Here is a 17,935-nt window from a genome sequence, read left to right on the forward strand (position 1 = left end):
GTGCCTGTCTGCCAGACGGCCAAAATCCCATCCCACAACACAGTTGCTACAGGGATGTACTTGCGGCGTGTCCCGCGAACCCAACCCGCCCGACCCAGACACATGACCCGCATTTCGCGACCAACCACCCGCCACGAGGGGCTGCGCCGTTGGCCGACAACCGCTCAGTCGTCCGCAGACACCGTCCGCCCCGACGCCCACTCACGCAGCCCCGCCACCTGCTCGGCCATCAGCACCGACAACGGACGTGTTGCACGTATCTCGGTCATCAGCAGCCCGGTATCCAGCGGGCGGCCTTCGGCGTGCGCCGAATACAGGCCGGCCACGATCGCCTGCTCGATCTCCGCGCCGGAAAACCCGTTCGCGGCCGCCGCCAGCGCGGGCAGGGCGAAGTCATCGGGATTCAACTGGCGCCGACCCAGATGCAGGCGCAGCAGCTCCACGCGCGCATCCGGCGTGGGCAGATCAACAAAGAAGATCTCGTCGAAACGGCCCTTGCGCAGCAGCTCTGCCGGCAGTTCGTGCACCTGGTTGGCGGTGGCCACGATGAACACCGGGGCCTTGCGCTCGGCCATCCAGGTCAGCAGGTAGCCCAGCACGCGGCGCGACACGCCGCCGTCCTCACCGCCACTGGCCAGGCCCTTCTCGATCTCGTCCATCCACAGCACGCACGGCGCCAGCTGCTCGGCCGAGGCCAGCGCCTGGCGCAGGTTGGCCTCGGTTTCGCCGTGGTACTTGTTGTACAGCGCGCCCACGTCAAGGCGCAGCAGCGGCACCCCGAAGCCGGCGGCGGTGGCCTTGGCCAGCATCGACTTGCCGCAGCCCTGCACGCCCAGCAGCAGCATGCCGCGCGGCGGGTCCAGCCCGGCCGGTGCCGAGCCTGCAATGAAGGCCACGCGGCGCTGGTTGATCCAGCGCTTGAGCCGGTTGGCGCCGGCCACGTCGCCGAAGCGCGCGCTGTCATGCTCGAAGAACAGGTGGCCGCTGCGGTTCAGCAGCTCGAACTTCAGCCGTGCCAGCTGCGGCAGGTCGTCGTCGCGCAGGGCGCCGTCGGCGTAGATCAGCTGGCGGGCAATGCGCCGGGCATCGACCAGGCTCAGGCCCTGCAGGTTCTTCAGGATCTTCTTCACCGCCTCGCTGTCCACTTCCACCCGGCGCCCGCCATGTTCGCGGGCGTAGGCATCGGCCTCTTCGCGCAGCATCTTCAGCAGTGCGTTGGCATCGGGCAGGCGCGGGTTGAAGCGCACCGCCAGGGCTTCCAGCTCGGCCGGTAGTTCCACCTTCGCGCCAATCAGCACCAGCACGTGCGGCTGGCTGTGGCGGCGCTGGATCAGGTCGCGCAGTGCCCGCTGGTGGCTGGCATAGCCCAGGTAGGGGTGGAAATCGAGCAGCAGGTAGATGCCGCGCTGTTCGGCTTGGCGGATCATCTGCAGCGCCGCGCTGGCATCGGGCGGGCCGACCGCCTCGTCCTCGCGTTCCAGGTCGATGCGGCGCAGGCCTTCGGTGATGGACCAGCGGTGCAGGGCACGCCAGACATGCATCAGCGTCTGCCGGAACAGCTCCACGATGCGACCTTCATCCTGGGTCTCGATCACGATCAGGGGCGTATTGGCGCGGATCAGCGCGCTCAGGTCCTGCAGTTCGCTCATGCGGGTTCGATCCTTCGGGGGCGCCACGATAGCAAAGGCCGGGGGCCTGGGTTCAGCACAGCGCTACCTTCCGTCACGGGCACCGGTGTACGCTCGGGGCACGTACCCGGAAGCGAGGCTGGCATGAAGACGATCCTGGTGGCCGGTTCCAAGGGCGGGGTGGGCAAGACCACCGTCGCCACCCACCTGGCCGCATACGCGGCATTGCAGGGCAAGGCCACGGTGATTGCCGACGCCGACCCGCAGGGCTCCAGCACGCGCTGGGCACAGCGCCGGGCCGGGCTGGAAAGCGCGGTGCTGCCGATCGACGTGTACCGCAGGAAGCAATGGGCGCAGAAGCTGCCCGACGGGACCGATACCGTCATCATCGATGCACCGGCGGGTGCGCTGGCCGACGATATCCCCCATTTCCTTGATGCCGCCGATGCCGTGGTGGTGCCGGTGCTGCCCTCGGCGCTGGACATCGAAGCCATCGTCGGTTTCCTCAACAGCCTGGCCAGCAACCCGCGCGTGCACAGTCGCAAGCTGCCCGTTGGGCTGGTGCTGAACCGCACCAAGCCCTGGACCCAGACCTCGCAGCAGGCCTTGCAGATGTTGGCCGAATGGCCATATCCGGTGGTCACCCAATTGCGCGACAGCCAGAGTTATGTGGTCATGACCGGTCTGGGCCGCAGTCTGTTCGATTACCGTTCGGCGCAGGTGCGCGAGCACCAGGCCGACTGGGAACCGCTGTTGAGCTGGTTGAAGCTGTAAGGCCGGTGGTGTTCCACCGTGTGTCATTCCCATAGGCCAATGGAAAACTGCAATGCGTGAACTGATCCTGCTGCGCCATGCCCATGCCGAACCGGCCACCCCCGGCCAGGCCGACCTTGACCGGCCGTTGTCGCCGGTGGGGCTGGCCGAGGCCGAAGCCGCCGGCAAGTGGCTGAAGGAAAACAACCTGCTGCCCGACTGCGTGCTGTGCTCGCCGGCGCGGCGTACCCGTGAAACGCTGGAAGCGGTGATGGCGGCCATCGGTTATGTCGAGAAGCGCCTGGAAGACAGTGTCTACGAGGCGACCCCCGGCACGCTGGCGGCGCTGGTGGATGACCGTCGCGACCTTGACCGGTTGCTGATCGTGGGCCACAACCCCGGTCTGGAACGGCTGGTGGCGCTGATGACCGAAGGCACCAGCAGCGACTACCGCGGCATGCCGCCGGCAGGCGTGGCCGTGCTGGGCTTCCCGCGTGAGGCCAGCATTGAACCGGGTGTGGCCAGTCTGAACGCATTCTGGTGGCCATGAAGCCATGAGCCTGGCGCTGCCGGGCCGCTGCCTGCTGGCTTGGCTGCTGCTTCCCGGCGCAGCCTGGGCCGCAGTGCCGGCGCCCCCTGCCTCCCTGCCAACCGTGGTCAGCGAAGCCCGGCGCGCGCTGTCGCTGGACCTGGAGCGCTCGCAGATCGGCTTCGAGGTGCGCTCGCGGCTGGGCCAGCGCATCGAAGGGGTGTTTCCGCATTTCGAAGGGCGGGTGGAGGTGCTGTCCGACGGTCGCCACCAGGTGCATCTGAAGATGTTCACCCGCACCGTCGAGATACCCGGCAAGGAACGCTACACCGGTTGGATGCGTGGACCGGAGTTCTTCGATGCCGGGCATTATCCGTTCGTGGAGTTCGATTCGCTGCCGTACTGGCCGGAAACCGTGGAACGCGGTGGCGAGATCGAAGGGCGGCTGACCCTTCGCGGGGTCAGTCATCCTGAATCGCTGAAGGTCGAGAAGGCGGAATGCGCCCGTCCCGGCTATGATTGCGACGTCGTCAGCCGCGGTACCGTGCAACGAGGCCGGTACGGCATGGACAGCTGGCAGCTTGCATTGAGTGACCGAGTGACCTTCGTATTGCGCGCACGCCTGAGCGAGGCGGCCAAACCGTGAATTTCCTGTTGCGTGTGACAGCGCTGGCAACCGTGTTGCTGGGCAGTGGCTGTGCATCGTTGTCGCATGCCCAGCGTGACCGGGCCGAAGCCATCGCGGTGCAGGCCCGCTCGGCCCAGGTCGACTGCGAGCGCGCTGACCGCTGCGCGCAGGAATCGCCCCTGCGCGCGCTGGCCGGGCGGGCGTTCAGCGAATCCACCGATACCCAGCCGCGTCACTACGCCACCCTGCTGGACGAGGGCGAGGGCGCACTGGTGGCACGGCTGAACCTGCTGCGCAGCGCCACCCGCAGCATCGATCTGCAGACGTACATCTTCGACAAGGACGACAGTGCACGCCTGGTCATCGACGAGCTGCTGGCCGCGTCCCGCCGCGGGGTGAAGGTACGGGTGCTGATCGACCAGCTGTCGGCGATCTCCGATCTGCAGATCCTTGGCGCGCTGTCCGGGGCCCACCAGAACTTCCAGCTGCGGGTCTACAACCCGACCTTCGGCAAGGCGCGGCTGAACTACTTCGACTACGCCGGCAGCGTGCTGTGCTGCTTCCGCCGATTCAACCAGCGCATGCACAACAAGCTGCTGGTGATCGACGATGCGATCGGGGTGGTCGGCGGGCGCAACTACCAGGACGACTATTACGACTGGGATCGCGAATACAACTTCCGCGACCGCGATGTGCTGATCGCCGGTCCGGAAGCGCGCGCCATGGCCGCCAACTTCGATGCGTTCTGGCGGGCCCCGCGCAGCGTGCCGGCCGAGCGCCTGAACGACGTGGGCCGCACCCTGCTGCAGCACGGCGTGCCTGCGCTGCCGCCAGCACAGTTCCGGCGCCCCGAGCGGGTGGAACGGGTCAGCGAGGAGGCCGACGATCAGGCCTTCATTGCCCGCAGCTTCGTCGACACCGCCCTGCCGGTGGCATCGGTGCGCTACGTGGCCGACCTGCCGCGCAAGCACCGCCGTGAGCGTGCCGATGCGCCGCTGGCTGGCCAGCATGTCACCGAACCGCAGCTGGACAGCCTGATTGCCGGCGCGCAGAAGGAAGTGATCCTGCAGACGCCGTATCTGGTGCTGTCCAAGCCGGCCCAGGCGCTGTTCCGCGACCTGCGCAAGCGGCCCGAGCCGCCGCGCATCGTGGTCTCCAGCAACAGCCTGGCGGCCACCGACAACCCGATCGTCTATGCGCTGTCGTACAAGTACAAGCGGCGCAACATGCGCGAACTGGGCTTCAATATCTTCGAATACAAGCCGTTCCCGCTGGACGCGCCGGTGGATTACCGCAACCTGCTGCCCGACCCGATCGCCGGCAGCGGTGCGCAGGACAGCGGCCGCAGCAGCCTGCTGGGGGGCAGTGCCGCCGGCAGCAATGCAGGTGGCAGCGATGCAGCGCCCGCCGCGCCGGCCGACAGCGAACCGGTGCGCCGGGTCCATCCGCGGCTGGGCAGTGCCTATGAAAACGGCCGTGCGCGCCGCCGCGCGGCTGGCAGCGAGGTGGAAACGCGCCTGCTGCGTACCGAAACGCGCCCGTCCTTCCTGGGCAGCAAAGCGGTGAACAAGCCGCTGCCGGTTACCCGCAAGGGCGCACGCATGGGCCTGCACGCCAAGTCGCTGGTGGTCGATCGCCGCATCGGCGTGGTCGGCACCCACAACTTCGACCCGCGCAGCGAGAACTACAACACCGAAGGCGCCGTCATCATCGACGACCCGGTGTTCGCCGAGCAGCTGGCGCAGAGCATCCTGCGCGACACCCACCCGCAGAACGCGTGGACGGTGGCCCCGCGCACCAAGCCGCCGGTGCTGTCCGGGCTGAACTACAGCGTGGGCAAAGCCTCCGAGGCCCTGCCCATCCTCGATTTCTGGCCGTGGCGCTATGCCACCGATTACGAGTTCCAGCCCGGCCCCGACTGTCCGCAGCCATTGCCGCGGCAGAGCCCGGATTTCCATAAGTGCTATGTGGCCGTGGGTGACTTCCCGGAAGTCAACGTCGGCCCGAAGTGGTTGCTGGTACGCATGCTGACTGCATTCGGCGCCGGTCTCGTTCCCATTCTCTGAAGGTGCCCCATGCCGCAGGTGTTCCGCGAAGCCGTCTCGCTCGACCAGCTCAATGCCCTCAGCGGCAATACCGCCATCCAGTCGCTGGGCATCGTCTTCAGCGCCGCCGGCGAGGACTGGCTGCAGGCGACCATGCCGGTGGACGAACGCACCCGCCAGCCGTACGGCATCCTGCATGGCGGCGCTTCGGTGTTACTGGCTGAAACCCTGGGCAGCAGCGCCGGCAACCTGTGCGTGGATACGGCCAAGCAGATCTGCGTGGGCCTGGAAATCAACGCCAACCATGTGCGTGCGGTGCGATCGGGCACGGTCACCGGCACCGCCCGCGCGCTGCACGTGGGCCGCAGCACCCAGCTGTGGGAAATCCGCATTGAAGACGAACAGGGCCGGCTGGTGTGTATCTCGCGGCTGACCCTGGCCGTGGTTGCAGCAGGCCACGGCTGAGCGCGGTGGCCGCCCTGCCCCGCAGCGCAGCCCTGCCGCTGCGCATCGTGTCCAGCGGCGCCTGGCTGCCGCGCCGGCGCATCGCCTCGACTGTGTACGACCAGCGCTGGAACAAACCCGCAGGCTGGGTCGAACGCCATAGCGGCGTGGCCAGCCGTGCCCATGCCAGTGCCGATGAACGTGCCTCGTGGATGGGCGCGCAGGCTGCGCACGACGCGCTGCAGCGGGCCGGGCTGGGGCTGGGCGATATCGACTGCATCCTGTCCGCGTGCGGCGTGATGGAGCAGGCCATTCCATGCCAGGCGGTGCTGATCCAGCGCGCGCTGGGGCTGGGTGACAGCGGTGTGCCCGCGTTCGATGTCAACGCTACCTGCCTGGGCTTCGTGATGGCGCTGGAACTGGCCGGCAGCCTGCTGGCACTGCAGCGTTACCGCCGCGTACTGATCGTATGCAGCGACATTCCCAGTGCCGGGCTCGACCCCAACGACCCGCTGACCGCGCCGCTGTTTGGCGATGGCGCGGTGGCGGTGCTGGTGGAGCGCGCCAGCGAAGACCAGTCATCGGCGGTGCTGGCCACGCGCCTGCGCACCTACGGCGATGGTGCGCAGCTGTGCCAGGTGCCGACCTGCGGCACCGGCATGCGCCTGCACGATGCGCCCGAGGCCTACCGCGCGGCGCACTACTTCCAGATGCAGGGTCGCGCGTTGTACCGCGAAGCCGCGCGCCGCCTGCCCGGCTTCCTGCAGGACCTGCTGGACAGCGCCGGTGTCGGCCTGGAAGGCTGCGATGTGATCGTGCCGCACCAGGCCAGTGGGCAGGCCCTGGACCACCTGCAGCGCGTGCTGGGCCTGCCACCGCAGCGGCTGGTGCGCATCCTGGCCGAGCACGGCAACCAGTTGGCGGCATCGTTGCCGATGGCCCTGCACCAGGCCCTGCTGGACGGTCGCCTGGTTCGCGGCGGGCACGCCCTGCTGATCGGCACCGGGGCCGGCCTGGCCCTGGGCGGTGCGGTGCTGCGTTACTGATGGCGCGCGTCCTGGTCACCGGTGCCAGCGGCTTCATCGGCCAGCACGTCGCGCGCGCGCTGGCCGCCGAAGGGTGGCAGGTGCGCGCCAACGGCCGCGATCTGGTCCGCCTGCAGCCGCTTGCGATGGAAGGCATCGAGGCCTGGCCGGGCGATCTGGCACAGGCGCCGCTGCAGCCGTTGCTGCAAGGCTGCCAGGCCGTGGTGCACTGCGCTGCGCTGTCCCAACCCTGGGGCCCCGCGGCGGACTTCCAGCGTGCCAACGTGGGGGCTACCCAGCGCCTGCTGCAGGCGGCGCAGGCCGCCAGCGTGGAACGCTTCGTACACCTGGGCTCGCCCAGCATCTACTTCCGCTTCGCCGACCAGTACAACGTGGGCGAGGCCTTCCAGCCGCCAACGCGCTGGATCACCGACTACGCGCGCAGCAAATGGGAATCGGAACTGGCCGTGGCCGAGGCCGCACGGCAGGGCCTGCATACGGTGGTACTGCGTCCGCGCGCCGTGTTCGGGCCAGGTGACCGCGCCATCCTGCCGCGGCTGCTGGCCGTGGCCGCCACTGGCCGGTTCCCGCTGATCCATGCAGGCCGCGCGATGATCGACGTGACCCCGGTGGCCGATGCCGTGCAGGCGGTGCGCTGTGCCCTGCACGCCGGACCCGGGTGCGCAGGCCGCGCCTACAACATCAGTGCCGGCCAGCCGGTGGCAGTGCGCGCGCTGGTGCAGGATCTGTTCCAGGCGATGGGGCTGCAGGTGCGCCTGCGCAGCGTGCCGCGCGCGGTTGCACTGGCTGCCGCCGGTGTGGCCGAAACCCTGGCGCGGTTGCGCCCGGGTTGCCCCGAGCCGCGGCTGACCCGCTACGGCGTGGGCGTGCTGGGTTATTCGCAGACGCTGGACATCGGTGCTGCGCGGCGTGAGCTGGGTTACCAGCCGCAGGTGGCCGTGCGGGCCGCCCTGCAGCAGTTCGCCGATCACTGGCGGCGGAATGGGGGGGCGTGATGGTGCGCTTTGAGTGGGAACTGCTGGAGGCCGGCCACTGCGTGCACCCGCAGCGTGCGGTGCGCCAGGGGGCCAGCTGGCACCGCTGTGAATTTCCCGCGCTGGTTGCGCTGCTGCGCCACCCGCAGCGCGGCTACCTGTTGTTCGACACCGGCTATTCCGAGGCGTTCCTGCAAGCCACCGCTCGCTTTCCCGAGCGCCTGTACCGCTGGGTCACGCCGGTGCACCTGGCCGCCGGACAGAGCGTGCGCGCGCAGCTTCAGCAGCGGGGTATCGGCAGCGCTGACATCGACCGGGTGGTGCTGTCGCACCTGCATGGTGACCACGTGGGAGGTGTGCTCGATTTTCCCGGAGTGCCCTTGCTGTGTTCGCGCGCGGCCTGGCAGGACCAGGCGGCACGTGGGCGCCTGCGCGCGCTCAGCGTGGGCCTGTTGCCCGCATTGACCCGCGATGCCGCCCCGCGCCTGCGCTGGCTGGAAGATCTGCCGGAAGTGGCCTTGCCCGCCGCATTCACCGCATTCGGCACCGGCCGCGATGTGTTGGGTGACCGCAGCCTGCTGACCGTCCCGCTGCCCGGCCATGCCGTGGGCCAGCACGGGCTGCTGTTTACAGCGGCCGATGGCCGCCCGGTGTTCCTGGTGGCCGATGCGGCCTGGTCCAGTGCCGCCATTGCCGATGGCGTGCCGCCCCCGCGCGTGGTCACCGCCCTGCTGGGGCATACCGCCAGCTACCGGCAGACCCTGCAGCGCCTGCAGCACGTGGGCCGCCAGGTGGATGACCTGCAGCTGGTGCCCGCGCACTGCGGGCAATGGCGACCGCGCGCCCCCCGGTAGCGTCGCGCTTGCTCGACTGCTCTTGGCGCGAAATCAACCACCGTCGAGCAAGCTCGACGCTACGGGACCTCCAGGAGCGGTCGATCACGCACGCCCCCACCACCCTACGGCGCCGCCAACAGGACACCGTGTTCCCGCCCATGGCCCCCGTCAATAGGACTTATGGCCGAAATCGGCTGGCAGCGATGGCGGCCCTCCGGTATCGTTCGCGGATGACTTCCCCCACTCCGGCCCCCCGCGGCGGCGTGGCGCGTGTGTGCCGTTACCTGTACCGCGTACCGCTGCTGTTGGTCCATATCTTCGTGTTCCTGCCGCTGACCCTGATCGGCATGCTTCGGCCGTGGGCCGATATCCGTGTCGGCCAGGTTCGCCTTGGCGCCAAGGTAGTGAACCTGTGGCAGGGCGGCCTGATGTGGATCTTCGGCTTCCGCCTGTCACGGGTGGGCGAGCCGCTGCCGGGCGCCGTGCTGTTCGTGGCCAACCATGTCAGCTGGGTCGATATCAGCATCCTGCACAGCCAGCGCATGATGGGCTTCGTGGCCAAGCGCGAAATCGCCAGCTGGCCGGTGGTGGGCTGGCTGGCCGCGCGTGGCCAGACCATCTTCCACCAGCGCGGCAATACCGAATCGCTCGGTGGCGTGATGCAGGTCATGGCCGAGCGCCTGCGCGAAGGCAAGGGCGTGGGCGTGTTCCCGGAAGGACGCACCCGCGGCGGCCACGAAGTGGGCCCGTTCCATGCGCGCATCTTCCAGGCGGCCGTGGAAACCGGCGTGCCGGTGCAGCCGGTGGCGCTGATCTACGGCACGCATGGCAATGCGCAGACGATCGTGGCGTTCGGCCCTGGCGAGAGCTTCTTCGCCAATTTCCTGCGCCTGCTGGGTGAACCGGCACGACGCGCGGAAGTGCATTTCCTGGCGCCGATCAGTGCGCAGGACCTGGAAGGCCGTCGACGCATCGCCGAAACCTCGCGCGCGCGCATCGTGGCGGCCATGGAAACGCGGTGAGGCCGTGGTGGCCATGAACCCGCCACCGCCCCCGTCGGCCGCAGCGCCGATGCTTACTGCGGCCGATTACCAGCCGCCGCGCTGGCTGCGCAATCCGCACCTGCAGTCCATGCTCAGTTCCAGCCGCATGCGCCTGCAGCGTGGCCTGCTGTTGCTGGCCGCCACCGGTGCGGTCAGCGAAGAGCTGATCCTGGATGGCGGCGATGGCGTGCGCCTGCAGGGGTGGCACAACTACATCGAAGGGCGCGAGCCGAAGGGCATGGCGCTGCTGCTGCACGGCTGGGAAGGCAGTGCCGAATCCAGCTACATGCGCATGGCCGCCGCGCGCATGCTGCAGGAAGGCTTCGACGTGGTGCGGCTGAACTTCCGCGACCACGGCAACACACACCACCTCAATCCCGGCATCTTCCACTCCAACCGCATCGATGAAGTGGTGCAGGCAACCGGCGATATCGCCCGGCGCTGGCCGGGCCTGCCGCTGGTGGCGGCCGGTTATTCGCTGGGCGGCAACTTCGTGCTGCGGCTGGCCCTGCGTGCGCCGGCTGCCGGCGTGCCGCTGCTGCAGGTGGCGTCGGTCTGCCCCGTGCTGGACCCGGCACTGACCATGGACAGCATCGAAAACGGTCCGGCGATGTACGACTGGTATTTCCGCCGCAAGTGGGCCGGTTCGCTGCGCCGCAAGCGCGATCTGTTCCCCGAACTGAGCGACTGCGACGACCGCGTGCTGAAGCTGGATATCCGTGCGCTTACGGCCTGGCTGGTGGAACGGCATACCGATTTCGGCTCGCTGCAGGCCTACTTCGATGGGTATTCCATTGCCGGTGATCGCCTGTCCGCGCTGCAGGTTCCGGCCGATATCCTGATGGCCCAGGACGACCCGGTCATTCCGTATTCCACCTTCGGCAACTGGCAGTTGCCGCAGCAGGCACGGCTGGAAACCGCGTGCTGGGGTGGGCACTGCGGGTTCCTGGAAAACTGGCGCGGCGATGGCTTCTCCGAGCGCTGGGTGGCGCAACGCCTGAGCCGCGTACTGGGCGGCTGAACCGGTGGCGGCGCGTGGCCCGCTACAATGCGGGTTTGCCCTTGAACCGGACCGCCATGCAAGACCAGATCATCCAGGCGCTGCGCCAGAACCAGGCCGACCAGGCTGTGCAGCTGGCCCAGGCGTGGACCCACGATGAACCCGGCCAGGCCCAGGCCCACCGCTGGCTGGCGCTTGCGCTGCAGCAGCAGGGCCAGCCGCAGGCTGCGCTGGACGCGTTGCAGCAGGCGCTGCAGCTGGCCCCCGACGATGCCCAGCTGCACCTGCAGCAGGCCGGGCTGCTGCTGGCGCTGCGCCAGTTCGACAGCGTTGACGAGGCGCTGCTGCGCACCACCGACCTGAACCCCAATGCCTTCCCGGCCTACCTGATGCAGGCCCACCTGGCCATCAGCCGCAACGACTTCGATGAAGCGCAGCGCCTGTCCACCCTGGCCGGCAGGCTGGAGCCGGATCATCCGGAACTGCTTACCATCGACGGCATGGTGGCCCTGCGCCGTGGCGATGCCGACCGCGCCCTGGCCCTGCTGGCGGCCGCCTCACAGGCGCTGCCGGATGACCCGCGCGTGCTGTACGCACTTGGCTTTGCCTATCTGGGCAAGGACATGCTGGCCTTCGCCGAGCAGGCGTTCCGCCGCGTGCTGGTGCTGAACCCGGCCATCACCTCGCTGCACGGCCTGGTCGTGCAGCTGGCGCTGCGCCAGGGCAACCTGGATGCCGCCGCCGAGGCCATGCAGCTGGCCCTGCAGCAGCCTTCGCTGGACGTGCTGCCGATGCGCCGCCTGGCGGGCGAGCTGGCGCTGCGCAGCGGCCAGCCGCTGCAGGCGCTGGAACACCTGCTGCCGCTGCTGGAAGCGCAGCCGGAAGACCGCCAGGTGCTGCAGCTGCTGCTGATGGCCTGGCAGCGCCTGGGCCGCGAAGAGGAGGCCCGCGCGCGCCTGGATGCCGTGCTGGAAACGCACGCCACGCTGCACGACCTGTGGCTGGCCCGCCTGGCCGTGGAAGAAGTCGGCGGCGATGCGGCGGTGGCCGTGGTCGAGCGCTGGATCGCTGCCATGCCGGCGCACCTGCCGGCGCTGGAAGCGCGCATGCGCCTGCACGACATGGCGGGCCAGCCTGCCGAGGCCGAAGCCGTGGCCGAGCGCATCGTGGCACTGGAACCGGGCCGGGTGAGTGCAGAGACCCGTCTGATCGACGGCCTGCTGCAGCGCGACCCGGAAGCGGCCATCGCCCGCGTGCAGGCCATGATCGACCGGGCCGACGCCGGTGCCCAGGCCGATCTGCGCACCTGGCTGGGCGAGGTGCAGGACCGCGCCGGCAAGCCGGCCGATGCCCTGCGCACCTGGCTGGCACTGCAGGCCGAGCAGGCACCGCAGCGCCTGCCGCTGCCGCCCCAGGCCAAGGCACCGCCGAGCTGGCCAGCGCTGGCCAGCATCGACGAGGCCACCCTGCAGAGTGGTTCGGCACCCATCTTCCTGTGGGGCGCACCAGGGTCGGGCGTGGAGCGCGTGGCCACCGGCCTGGCCGCGGCCAGCCCGGTCCTGCGCAGCGATCGCTACACCGACAACGCGCCGGACGATGCTTTCCAGAACTACCACACCCTGCAGGACCTGGCGTCGGGTGTGCTGAGTCCGGAACGCCTGGTGCAGCGCTGGCGCGAACAGCTGCCGGCGCGTGGCGTGGAAGGGGACACCCTCATCGACTGGCTGCTGTGGTGGGACAACGCACTGCTGTGGTCGCTGCGCCCGCAGCTGCCGCAGGGGCGCCTGCTGGTGGTGCTGCGTGACCCGCGCGACATGCTGCTGGACTGGGTGGCCTACGGCGCCGCCGCGCCGCTGGCGATGACCTCGCTGGGCGAGGCCGCCGAATGGCTGGCGCGTGGCCTGGCACAGGTGGCCAGCCTGCACGAGGACGACCTGTACCCGCACGTGCTGCTGCGCATCGATGCGATCGGCAACGATCCGCGCGCGATGGCCGCCATGCTGGAACAGCTGTTCGAGCGCCCGATGCCGGTGGCCCATCAGCTGGGTGCACCGCGCTTCCCGCCGGGTCACTGGCGCAACTACCGCGACGTGATGAGCGCCGCCTTCGCCCAGCTCACCCCGATCGCGGTGCGTCTGGGTTACCCGGAAGAATAAGGAGAGCCTGATGCAACTGAGCAGCCACAGCCTGGTCAACGGCGCACCGGTACCGCGCGAATTCGCCGCAGGCGATGCCAGCGGTTTCGCGCCGGACCGCAATCCGCACCTGGCCTGGAGCGAGGTGCCGCAGGGCACCCGTTCGTTCCTGCTGGTGTGTGTGGACCCGGACGTGCCGACCGTGCCGGAGACGGTTGGCCGCAGCGACATGACCGTGCCGCGCGACCAGCCGCGCTGCGACTTCGTGCACTGGGTGATGGCCGATATTCCGGCCGACGTGCACGAGATCGCCGCCGGCAGCTGCAGCGATGGCTTCGTGGTGAAGGGCAAGACCGCACCGGCCGGTCCGGTGGGCAGCCGCCAGGGCCTGAACGATTTCACTGGCTGGTTTGCGGGCAACCCGGACATGGCCGGTGACTACCTGGGGTATGACGGCCCGTACCCGCCGTTCAACGACGAGCGCGTGCATCGCTACTTCTTCCGCGTGTTCGCCCTGGATGTGGCCCGCCTGGACCTGCCGCAGCGCTTCACCGCGGCCGATGCCTACCGCGCCATGCACGGCCACGTGCTGGCCGAAGCCGCGCTGCACGGCACCTACACCCTGAACCCCGCGCTGTAAGCCCAACCGCGCCGCCGTAGAGTCGAGCTTGCTCGACTTGGCCCCCCGTAGAGTCGAGCCATGCTCGACTACGCTCTCTGTAGAGTCGAGCCATGCTCGACTGCATGAGGAACAGTCGAGCAAGCTCGACTCTACCCAGAAGCAGTCGAGCAAGCTCGACTCTACCCAGAAGCAGTCGAGCAAGCTCGACTCTACCCAGCAGCAGTCGAGCAAGCTCGACGCTGCTTATTTCTTCTCGATGGCCGATTCGACCACCATGTCCAGCACATACGCCTGCGACGGTGCATCGGCCGGCGGGTTCTTCACCGCGAAGCGCTTTACCCGCACGACGTTGCGCACGCCGTCTTCGTGGGTGTAGCCCTCGATGTTGCCGTAGAAGTTCTCGAACGCGCCTGGCGTGCCCTGCTTCAGGCCCTTGTCGTCGAACGTCACTTCACGCACCTGCAGGCACTGGTAGTCCGGAATCAGCGGATGCGAGCACTTGGCGGTCTTCGCTGCCACTTCCAGGAACACGGTCTCGCCCGGCCCGCCATAGCGGGTTTCCGCGGTGGGCTCAGCCGCAAACACCAGCACATCGCCCTTGCCCGTGGTCAGGGTCAGGCTGCCGTCGGCACCCTGGGCGGTCTTCAGTTCACCCTGCAGGCGGCTGGATACCGCTTCATCCAGCGCCATCACCGCAGCGTCGGTGCAGGCCATCTGGGTCGATGCCATCGGGCTGATTGTCAGCGTGCCATCGGCCAGGGTGTAGCTGCCGCCCATGCGGTTGCAGGTGTTGCTGATCGACACGCGGCCGTCGGCGAAATCCAGGGTGACCGGCGCGTCGCTGCGGGCGAACAGCGCATCGATGCGTGCGCCATCGGCGCCGGTGGCCTGCTGCAGGCGCCAGTGCTGGCTCTGCAGGCGCTGCGCATCCAGATGGGCCACGGCCTTCTGGTCGCCGGCCTTGGCGGCCGCCGGGGCCAGGTCGTCGCCGCCGGTGCCGGCCGGTGCGGTGGTCGGGGTCTGGCTGCAGGCGGCCAGCAGGGCCAGCGGCAGCAGCAGGGTAACGGTGCGCTTCATGGTGGATCTCCTTGGGAACCCGGATGCAAACGGATCACGGCGGGGCAGGGGGTTGGCCTGCCCCGATGATGTTCAGCTGCCGGACGGCAACCACAGCAGCAGCGCTGCGCCCAGCGCAATGCGGTAGAACGCGAACGCGGTGAAACGGTGTGACTTGATATAGCCCAGCAGCCACTTCACTACGACGAAGCCGGTGATGACCGCGGCAACGAACGCCACGCCCACGTCGGTCCAGTTCTCGCTGGCCAGCTTGCCTTCCTTGGCCAGTTCCAGGAAGGCGTAGGCACTGGCGGCGAACATGGTGGGAATGCCTACAAGGAACACGAATTCAGCGGCGGCGGCGCGCCGGCTCAGGCCCAGCAGCATGGCCAGGAAGATCGCCGAGGCTGAGCGCGAAGTCCCCGGGAACACGCCGGCCACCACCTGCGCCAGGCCCACGCCGATCGCCACCGTCCAGGTCACCTGGTCGCGGTCGGGCAGGCGCGTGGTATAGGCCTCCACCAGCAGCATCCAGATGCCGCCGATGATCAGCGCCCAGGCCACCGGGCTGACCGTTTCCGGCAGCTCCCAGCCCAGCATGCGCACCGGCAGGCCCACCACCGCGGTCACCAGGAACGCCGCGCCCAGCTTGAACACGTAGTCGCGGTTCTCGCGCTGGCCCAGGCCGGTGGCCAGTTGCCACAGGCGCTGGCGGAACACCAGCACCACCGCCACGATCGCGCCGGCCTGGATGATGATGTTGAAGAAATCCGAACGCGGGCCCAGCCAGTGCTGGGCGATCAGCAGGTGGCCGGTGCTGGAGATCGGCAGGAATTCGGTCAGGCCTTCGAGGATGCCCAGCAACAGGGCGGAGAGCAGGTCGTACATGGGCAGGGCAGGCACGTTCGGTGGCGGGAACAAGCCCGAGAGAATAGACCATCCCCACCGCACCAAACGGGTGCGCACCGGCGCGCGTGCACCCCTTTGGTGCGCCGGCCGCCGCACTCGTCTGGGGCGTGCCATTGCAAATCAAGCAGTTGCGGTCAGAAAAAAGTTGGCACGGTCATTGCTGTACCTCAGCAGGCATTCATTCCCACCCGAGGTCGTACCGATGTCCGTGGAAAACGTTGAGAAGCTGATCAAGGACAACCAGATCGAATTCGTCGATCTGCGTTTCGTGGATATGCGTGGCGTCGAACAGCACGTCACCTTCCCGGTCAGCATCGTCGAGCCGTCGCTGTTCGAAGAGGGCAAGATGTTCGACGGCAGCTCCATCGCTGGCTGGAAGGGCATCAACGAATCGGACATGGTCCTGCTGCCGGACCCGGCCAGCGCCTACGTCGATCCGTTCTACGCCGATCCGACCATCGTGATCAGCTGCGACATCCTCGACCCGGCCACCATGCAGCCGTACGGCCGTTGCCCGCGCGGTATCGCCAAGCGCGCCGAGGCCTACCTGAAGTCGTCGGGCATCGCCGAAACCGCGTTCTTCGGCCCGGAGCCGGAATTCTTCATCTTCGACGCCGTGCGTTTTGCCAATGAAATGGGCAACACCTTCTTCAAGGTGGAATCGGAAGAAGCGGCCTGGAACAGCGGCGCCAAGATGGACGGCACCAACAGCGGCTACCGCCCCGGCGTGAAGGGTGGCTACTTCCCCGTGCCGCCGACCGATTCGCTGCACGACCTGCGCGCTGAAATGTGCAAGACGCTGGAACAGGTCGGCATCGAAGTGGAAGTGCAGCACCACGAAGTGGCGACCGCTGGCCAGTGCGAAATCGGCACCAAGTTCAGCACCCTGGTGCAGAAGGCCGACGAACTGCTGCGGATGAAGTACGTCATCAAGAACGTGGCGCACCGCAACGGCAAGACCGTCACCTTCATGCCCAAGCCGATCGTCGGCGACAACGGCAGCGGCATGCACGTGCACCAGTCGCTGTCCAAGGGCGGCACCAACCTGTTCTCCGGCGACGGCTACGGCGGCCTGAGCCAGCTGGCGCTGTGGTACATCGGCGGCATCTTCAAGCACGCCAAGGCCATCAACGCCTTCGCCAACTCGGGCACCAACAGCTACAAGCGCCTGGTGCCGGGCTTCGAAGCCCCGGTCATGCTGGCCTACTCGGCCCGCAACCGTTCGGCCTCGTGCCGCATTCCGTGGGTGTCCAACCCGAAGGCGCGCCGCATTGAAATGCGGTTCCCCGATCCGATCCAGTCGGGCTACCTGACCTTCACCGCGCTGATGATGGCCGGCCTGGACGGCATCAAGAACCAGATCGACCCGGGTGCACCGAGCGACAAGGACCTGTACGACCTGCCGCCGGAAGAAGAGAAGCTGATCCCGCAGGTCTGCTCCTCGCTGGACCAGGCTCTGGAAGCGCTGGACAAGGACCGCGAGTTCCTGAAGGCCGGCGGCGTGATGAGCGATGACTTCATCGACGGCTACATCGCGCTGAAGATGCAGGAAGTGACCCGGTTCCGCGCGGCCACCCACCCGCTGGAATACCAGATGTACTACGCCAACTGACCGGGCGGCGGTGGCGGCGGGTACCCCTCCCACCCGTCGCCATCGCCTCCGATCTTTGCGGCTGGGGAGCCGCATGGCGGGCCCTGTGCCCGCCTTGGTAGAGCGGACCGTCGGTCCGCTGATCCAGGGGCAAGAGAGACCGGATACGCGACAGGGCCGCCCTCCCTCCCGCGTCGGCCGTGCAAGGAGAGAGGCACGGCCGTCCCGGCCCCGTTCGTGTCCGGTGCAACAGCCACGGCCATCGCATCGATGGCCCGTGGTTGCCTGATGCCACCGCGCAACCGCGCCGTGGCCCCATCCACCATCGGGACATGCGCATGAAACTGATCTCCGCCATCATCCGACCGTTCAAGCTCGACGAGGTCCGCGAGGCCCTTTCCGATGCCGGCGTGTCGGGCATCACTGTGACCGAAGTGAAAGGCTTCGGCCGCCAGAAGGGCCATACCGAGCTGTACCGCGGCGCCGAGTACGTCGTCGATTTCCTGCCCAAGATCAAGATCGAAACCGTGGTCACCGACGAGCGTGCCGAGGCGGTGATCGAAGCGATCCAGAGTTCGGCAGGCACCGGCAAGATCGGCGACGGCAAGATCTTCGTCACTGCCGTCGAGCAGGTCATCCGTATCCGCACCGGCGAAATCGGCGCCGACGCGCTGTAAGCCCCCTTCCGGAGATTCC

Annotated in this window: 17 protein-coding genes; 14 read left to right on the plus strand and 3 right to left on the minus strand. The window is 68.3% G+C overall.

Annotated features, from left to right (window positions below; translation table 11 throughout):
* Positions 1-164 precede the first annotated feature (164 nt).
* Complete coding sequence (locus RTY46_RS13140; protein ID WP_312708864.1) at positions 165-1,649, minus strand: AAA family ATPase; 1,485 nt, start codon at positions 1,647-1,649, stop codon at positions 165-167.
* A gap of 123 nt (positions 1,650-1,772) precedes the next feature.
* Here RTY46_RS13140 and RTY46_RS13145 point away from each other — a divergent pair, with 123 nt between their 5' ends.
* The 12 genes from RTY46_RS13145 to RTY46_RS13200 all read left to right on the plus strand — a co-directional run bounded on the left by RTY46_RS13145 (position 1,773) and on the right by RTY46_RS13200 (position 13,701).
* Positions 1,773-2,402: a ParA family protein gene (locus RTY46_RS13145; RefSeq protein WP_312708865.1), complete on the plus strand. Its 630-nt coding sequence runs from the start codon at positions 1,773-1,775 to the stop codon at positions 2,400-2,402.
* A 52-nt stretch (positions 2,403-2,454) separates the two neighbouring features.
* Positions 2,455-2,931 (plus strand): histidine phosphatase family protein, encoded by a 477-nt coding sequence (locus RTY46_RS13150; RefSeq protein ID WP_312708866.1) that lies wholly within the window; start codon positions 2,455-2,457, stop codon positions 2,929-2,931.
* Between the two features lie 4 nt (positions 2,932-2,935).
* Positions 2,936-3,556 (plus strand): YceI family protein, encoded by a 621-nt coding sequence (locus RTY46_RS13155; RefSeq protein ID WP_312708868.1) that lies wholly within the window; start codon positions 2,936-2,938, stop codon positions 3,554-3,556.
* The gene (locus tag RTY46_RS13160) at positions 3,553-5,604 is read left to right on the plus strand and encodes a phospholipase D family protein (protein WP_312708869.1); all 2,052 of its coding nucleotides are present in this window, start codon (positions 3,553-3,555) and stop codon (positions 5,602-5,604) included. The genes RTY46_RS13155 and RTY46_RS13160 overlap by 4 nt, the downstream gene beginning before the upstream one ends.
* 9 nt (positions 5,605-5,613) lie before the next feature.
* Positions 5,614-6,048 carry a hotdog fold thioesterase gene (locus RTY46_RS13165; RefSeq protein WP_312708870.1) on the plus strand — a complete coding sequence of 145 codons (435 nt, stop codon included), beginning with the start codon at positions 5,614-5,616 and terminating at the stop codon, positions 6,046-6,048.
* A 5-nt stretch (positions 6,049-6,053) separates the two neighbouring features.
* Entirely contained in the window at positions 6,054-7,073 is a 1,020-nt protein-coding gene (locus RTY46_RS13170; protein WP_312708873.1) for a 3-oxoacyl-[acyl-carrier-protein] synthase III C-terminal domain-containing protein, read from the plus strand.
* Complete coding sequence (locus RTY46_RS13175) at positions 7,073-8,068, plus strand: NAD-dependent epimerase/dehydratase family protein (RefSeq protein ID WP_312708874.1); 996 nt, start codon at positions 7,073-7,075, stop codon at positions 8,066-8,068. Before RTY46_RS13170 ends, RTY46_RS13175 begins: the two co-directional genes overlap by 1 nt.
* Entirely contained in the window at positions 8,068-8,901 is an 834-nt protein-coding gene (locus RTY46_RS13180) for an MBL fold metallo-hydrolase (RefSeq protein WP_312708875.1), read from the plus strand. The genes RTY46_RS13175 and RTY46_RS13180 overlap by 1 nt, the downstream gene beginning before the upstream one ends.
* A gap of 212 nt (positions 8,902-9,113) precedes the next feature.
* Positions 9,114-9,905 (plus strand): lysophospholipid acyltransferase family protein, encoded by a 792-nt coding sequence (locus tag RTY46_RS13185; RefSeq protein WP_312708876.1) that lies wholly within the window; start codon positions 9,114-9,116, stop codon positions 9,903-9,905.
* 49 nt (positions 9,906-9,954) lie between these two features.
* Positions 9,955-10,947: an alpha/beta fold hydrolase gene (locus RTY46_RS13190; protein ID WP_312708877.1), complete on the plus strand. Its 993-nt coding sequence runs from the start codon at positions 9,955-9,957 to the stop codon at positions 10,945-10,947.
* Positions 10,948-11,003: 56 nt separating this feature from the next.
* Positions 11,004-13,082 carry a tetratricopeptide repeat protein gene (locus RTY46_RS13195; RefSeq protein ID WP_312708878.1) on the plus strand — a complete coding sequence of 693 codons (2,079 nt, stop codon included), beginning with the start codon at positions 11,004-11,006 and terminating at the stop codon, positions 13,080-13,082.
* 10 nt (positions 13,083-13,092) lie between these two features.
* Positions 13,093-13,701, plus strand: coding sequence for a YbhB/YbcL family Raf kinase inhibitor-like protein (locus tag RTY46_RS13200; protein WP_312708879.1), 609 nt, complete (start codon positions 13,093-13,095; stop codon positions 13,699-13,701).
* A gap of 225 nt (positions 13,702-13,926) precedes the next feature.
* On the opposite strand, the gene RTY46_RS13205 is transcribed toward RTY46_RS13200, so the two are convergent.
* Both RTY46_RS13205 and RTY46_RS13210 read right to left on the minus strand, forming a co-directional pair.
* Positions 13,927-14,760 carry an META and DUF4377 domain-containing protein gene (locus tag RTY46_RS13205; protein ID WP_312708880.1) on the minus strand — a complete coding sequence of 278 codons (834 nt, stop codon included), beginning with the start codon at positions 14,758-14,760 and terminating at the stop codon, positions 13,927-13,929.
* Between the two features lie 72 nt (positions 14,761-14,832).
* Positions 14,833-15,627 carry an undecaprenyl-diphosphate phosphatase gene (locus RTY46_RS13210; RefSeq protein WP_108748030.1) on the minus strand — a complete coding sequence of 265 codons (795 nt, stop codon included), beginning with the start codon at positions 15,625-15,627 and terminating at the stop codon, positions 14,833-14,835.
* Between the two features lie 223 nt (positions 15,628-15,850).
* Between RTY46_RS13210 and glnA the strand changes: the two genes are divergently transcribed.
* Both glnA and RTY46_RS13220 read left to right on the plus strand, forming a co-directional pair.
* Positions 15,851-17,260: a type I glutamate--ammonia ligase gene (gene glnA, locus RTY46_RS13215; RefSeq protein WP_312708882.1), complete on the plus strand. Its 1,410-nt coding sequence runs from the start codon at positions 15,851-15,853 to the stop codon at positions 17,258-17,260.
* Positions 17,261-17,577: 317 nt separating this feature from the next.
* Positions 17,578-17,916, plus strand: coding sequence for a P-II family nitrogen regulator (locus RTY46_RS13220; protein WP_164275288.1), 339 nt, complete (start codon positions 17,578-17,580; stop codon positions 17,914-17,916).
* Positions 17,917-17,935 lie beyond the last annotated feature (19 nt).

The sequence above is a fragment of the Stenotrophomonas sp. genome, assembly GCF_032056425.1.
In the GTDB taxonomy this organism is placed as follows: domain Bacteria; phylum Pseudomonadota; class Gammaproteobacteria; order Xanthomonadales; family Xanthomonadaceae; genus Stenotrophomonas.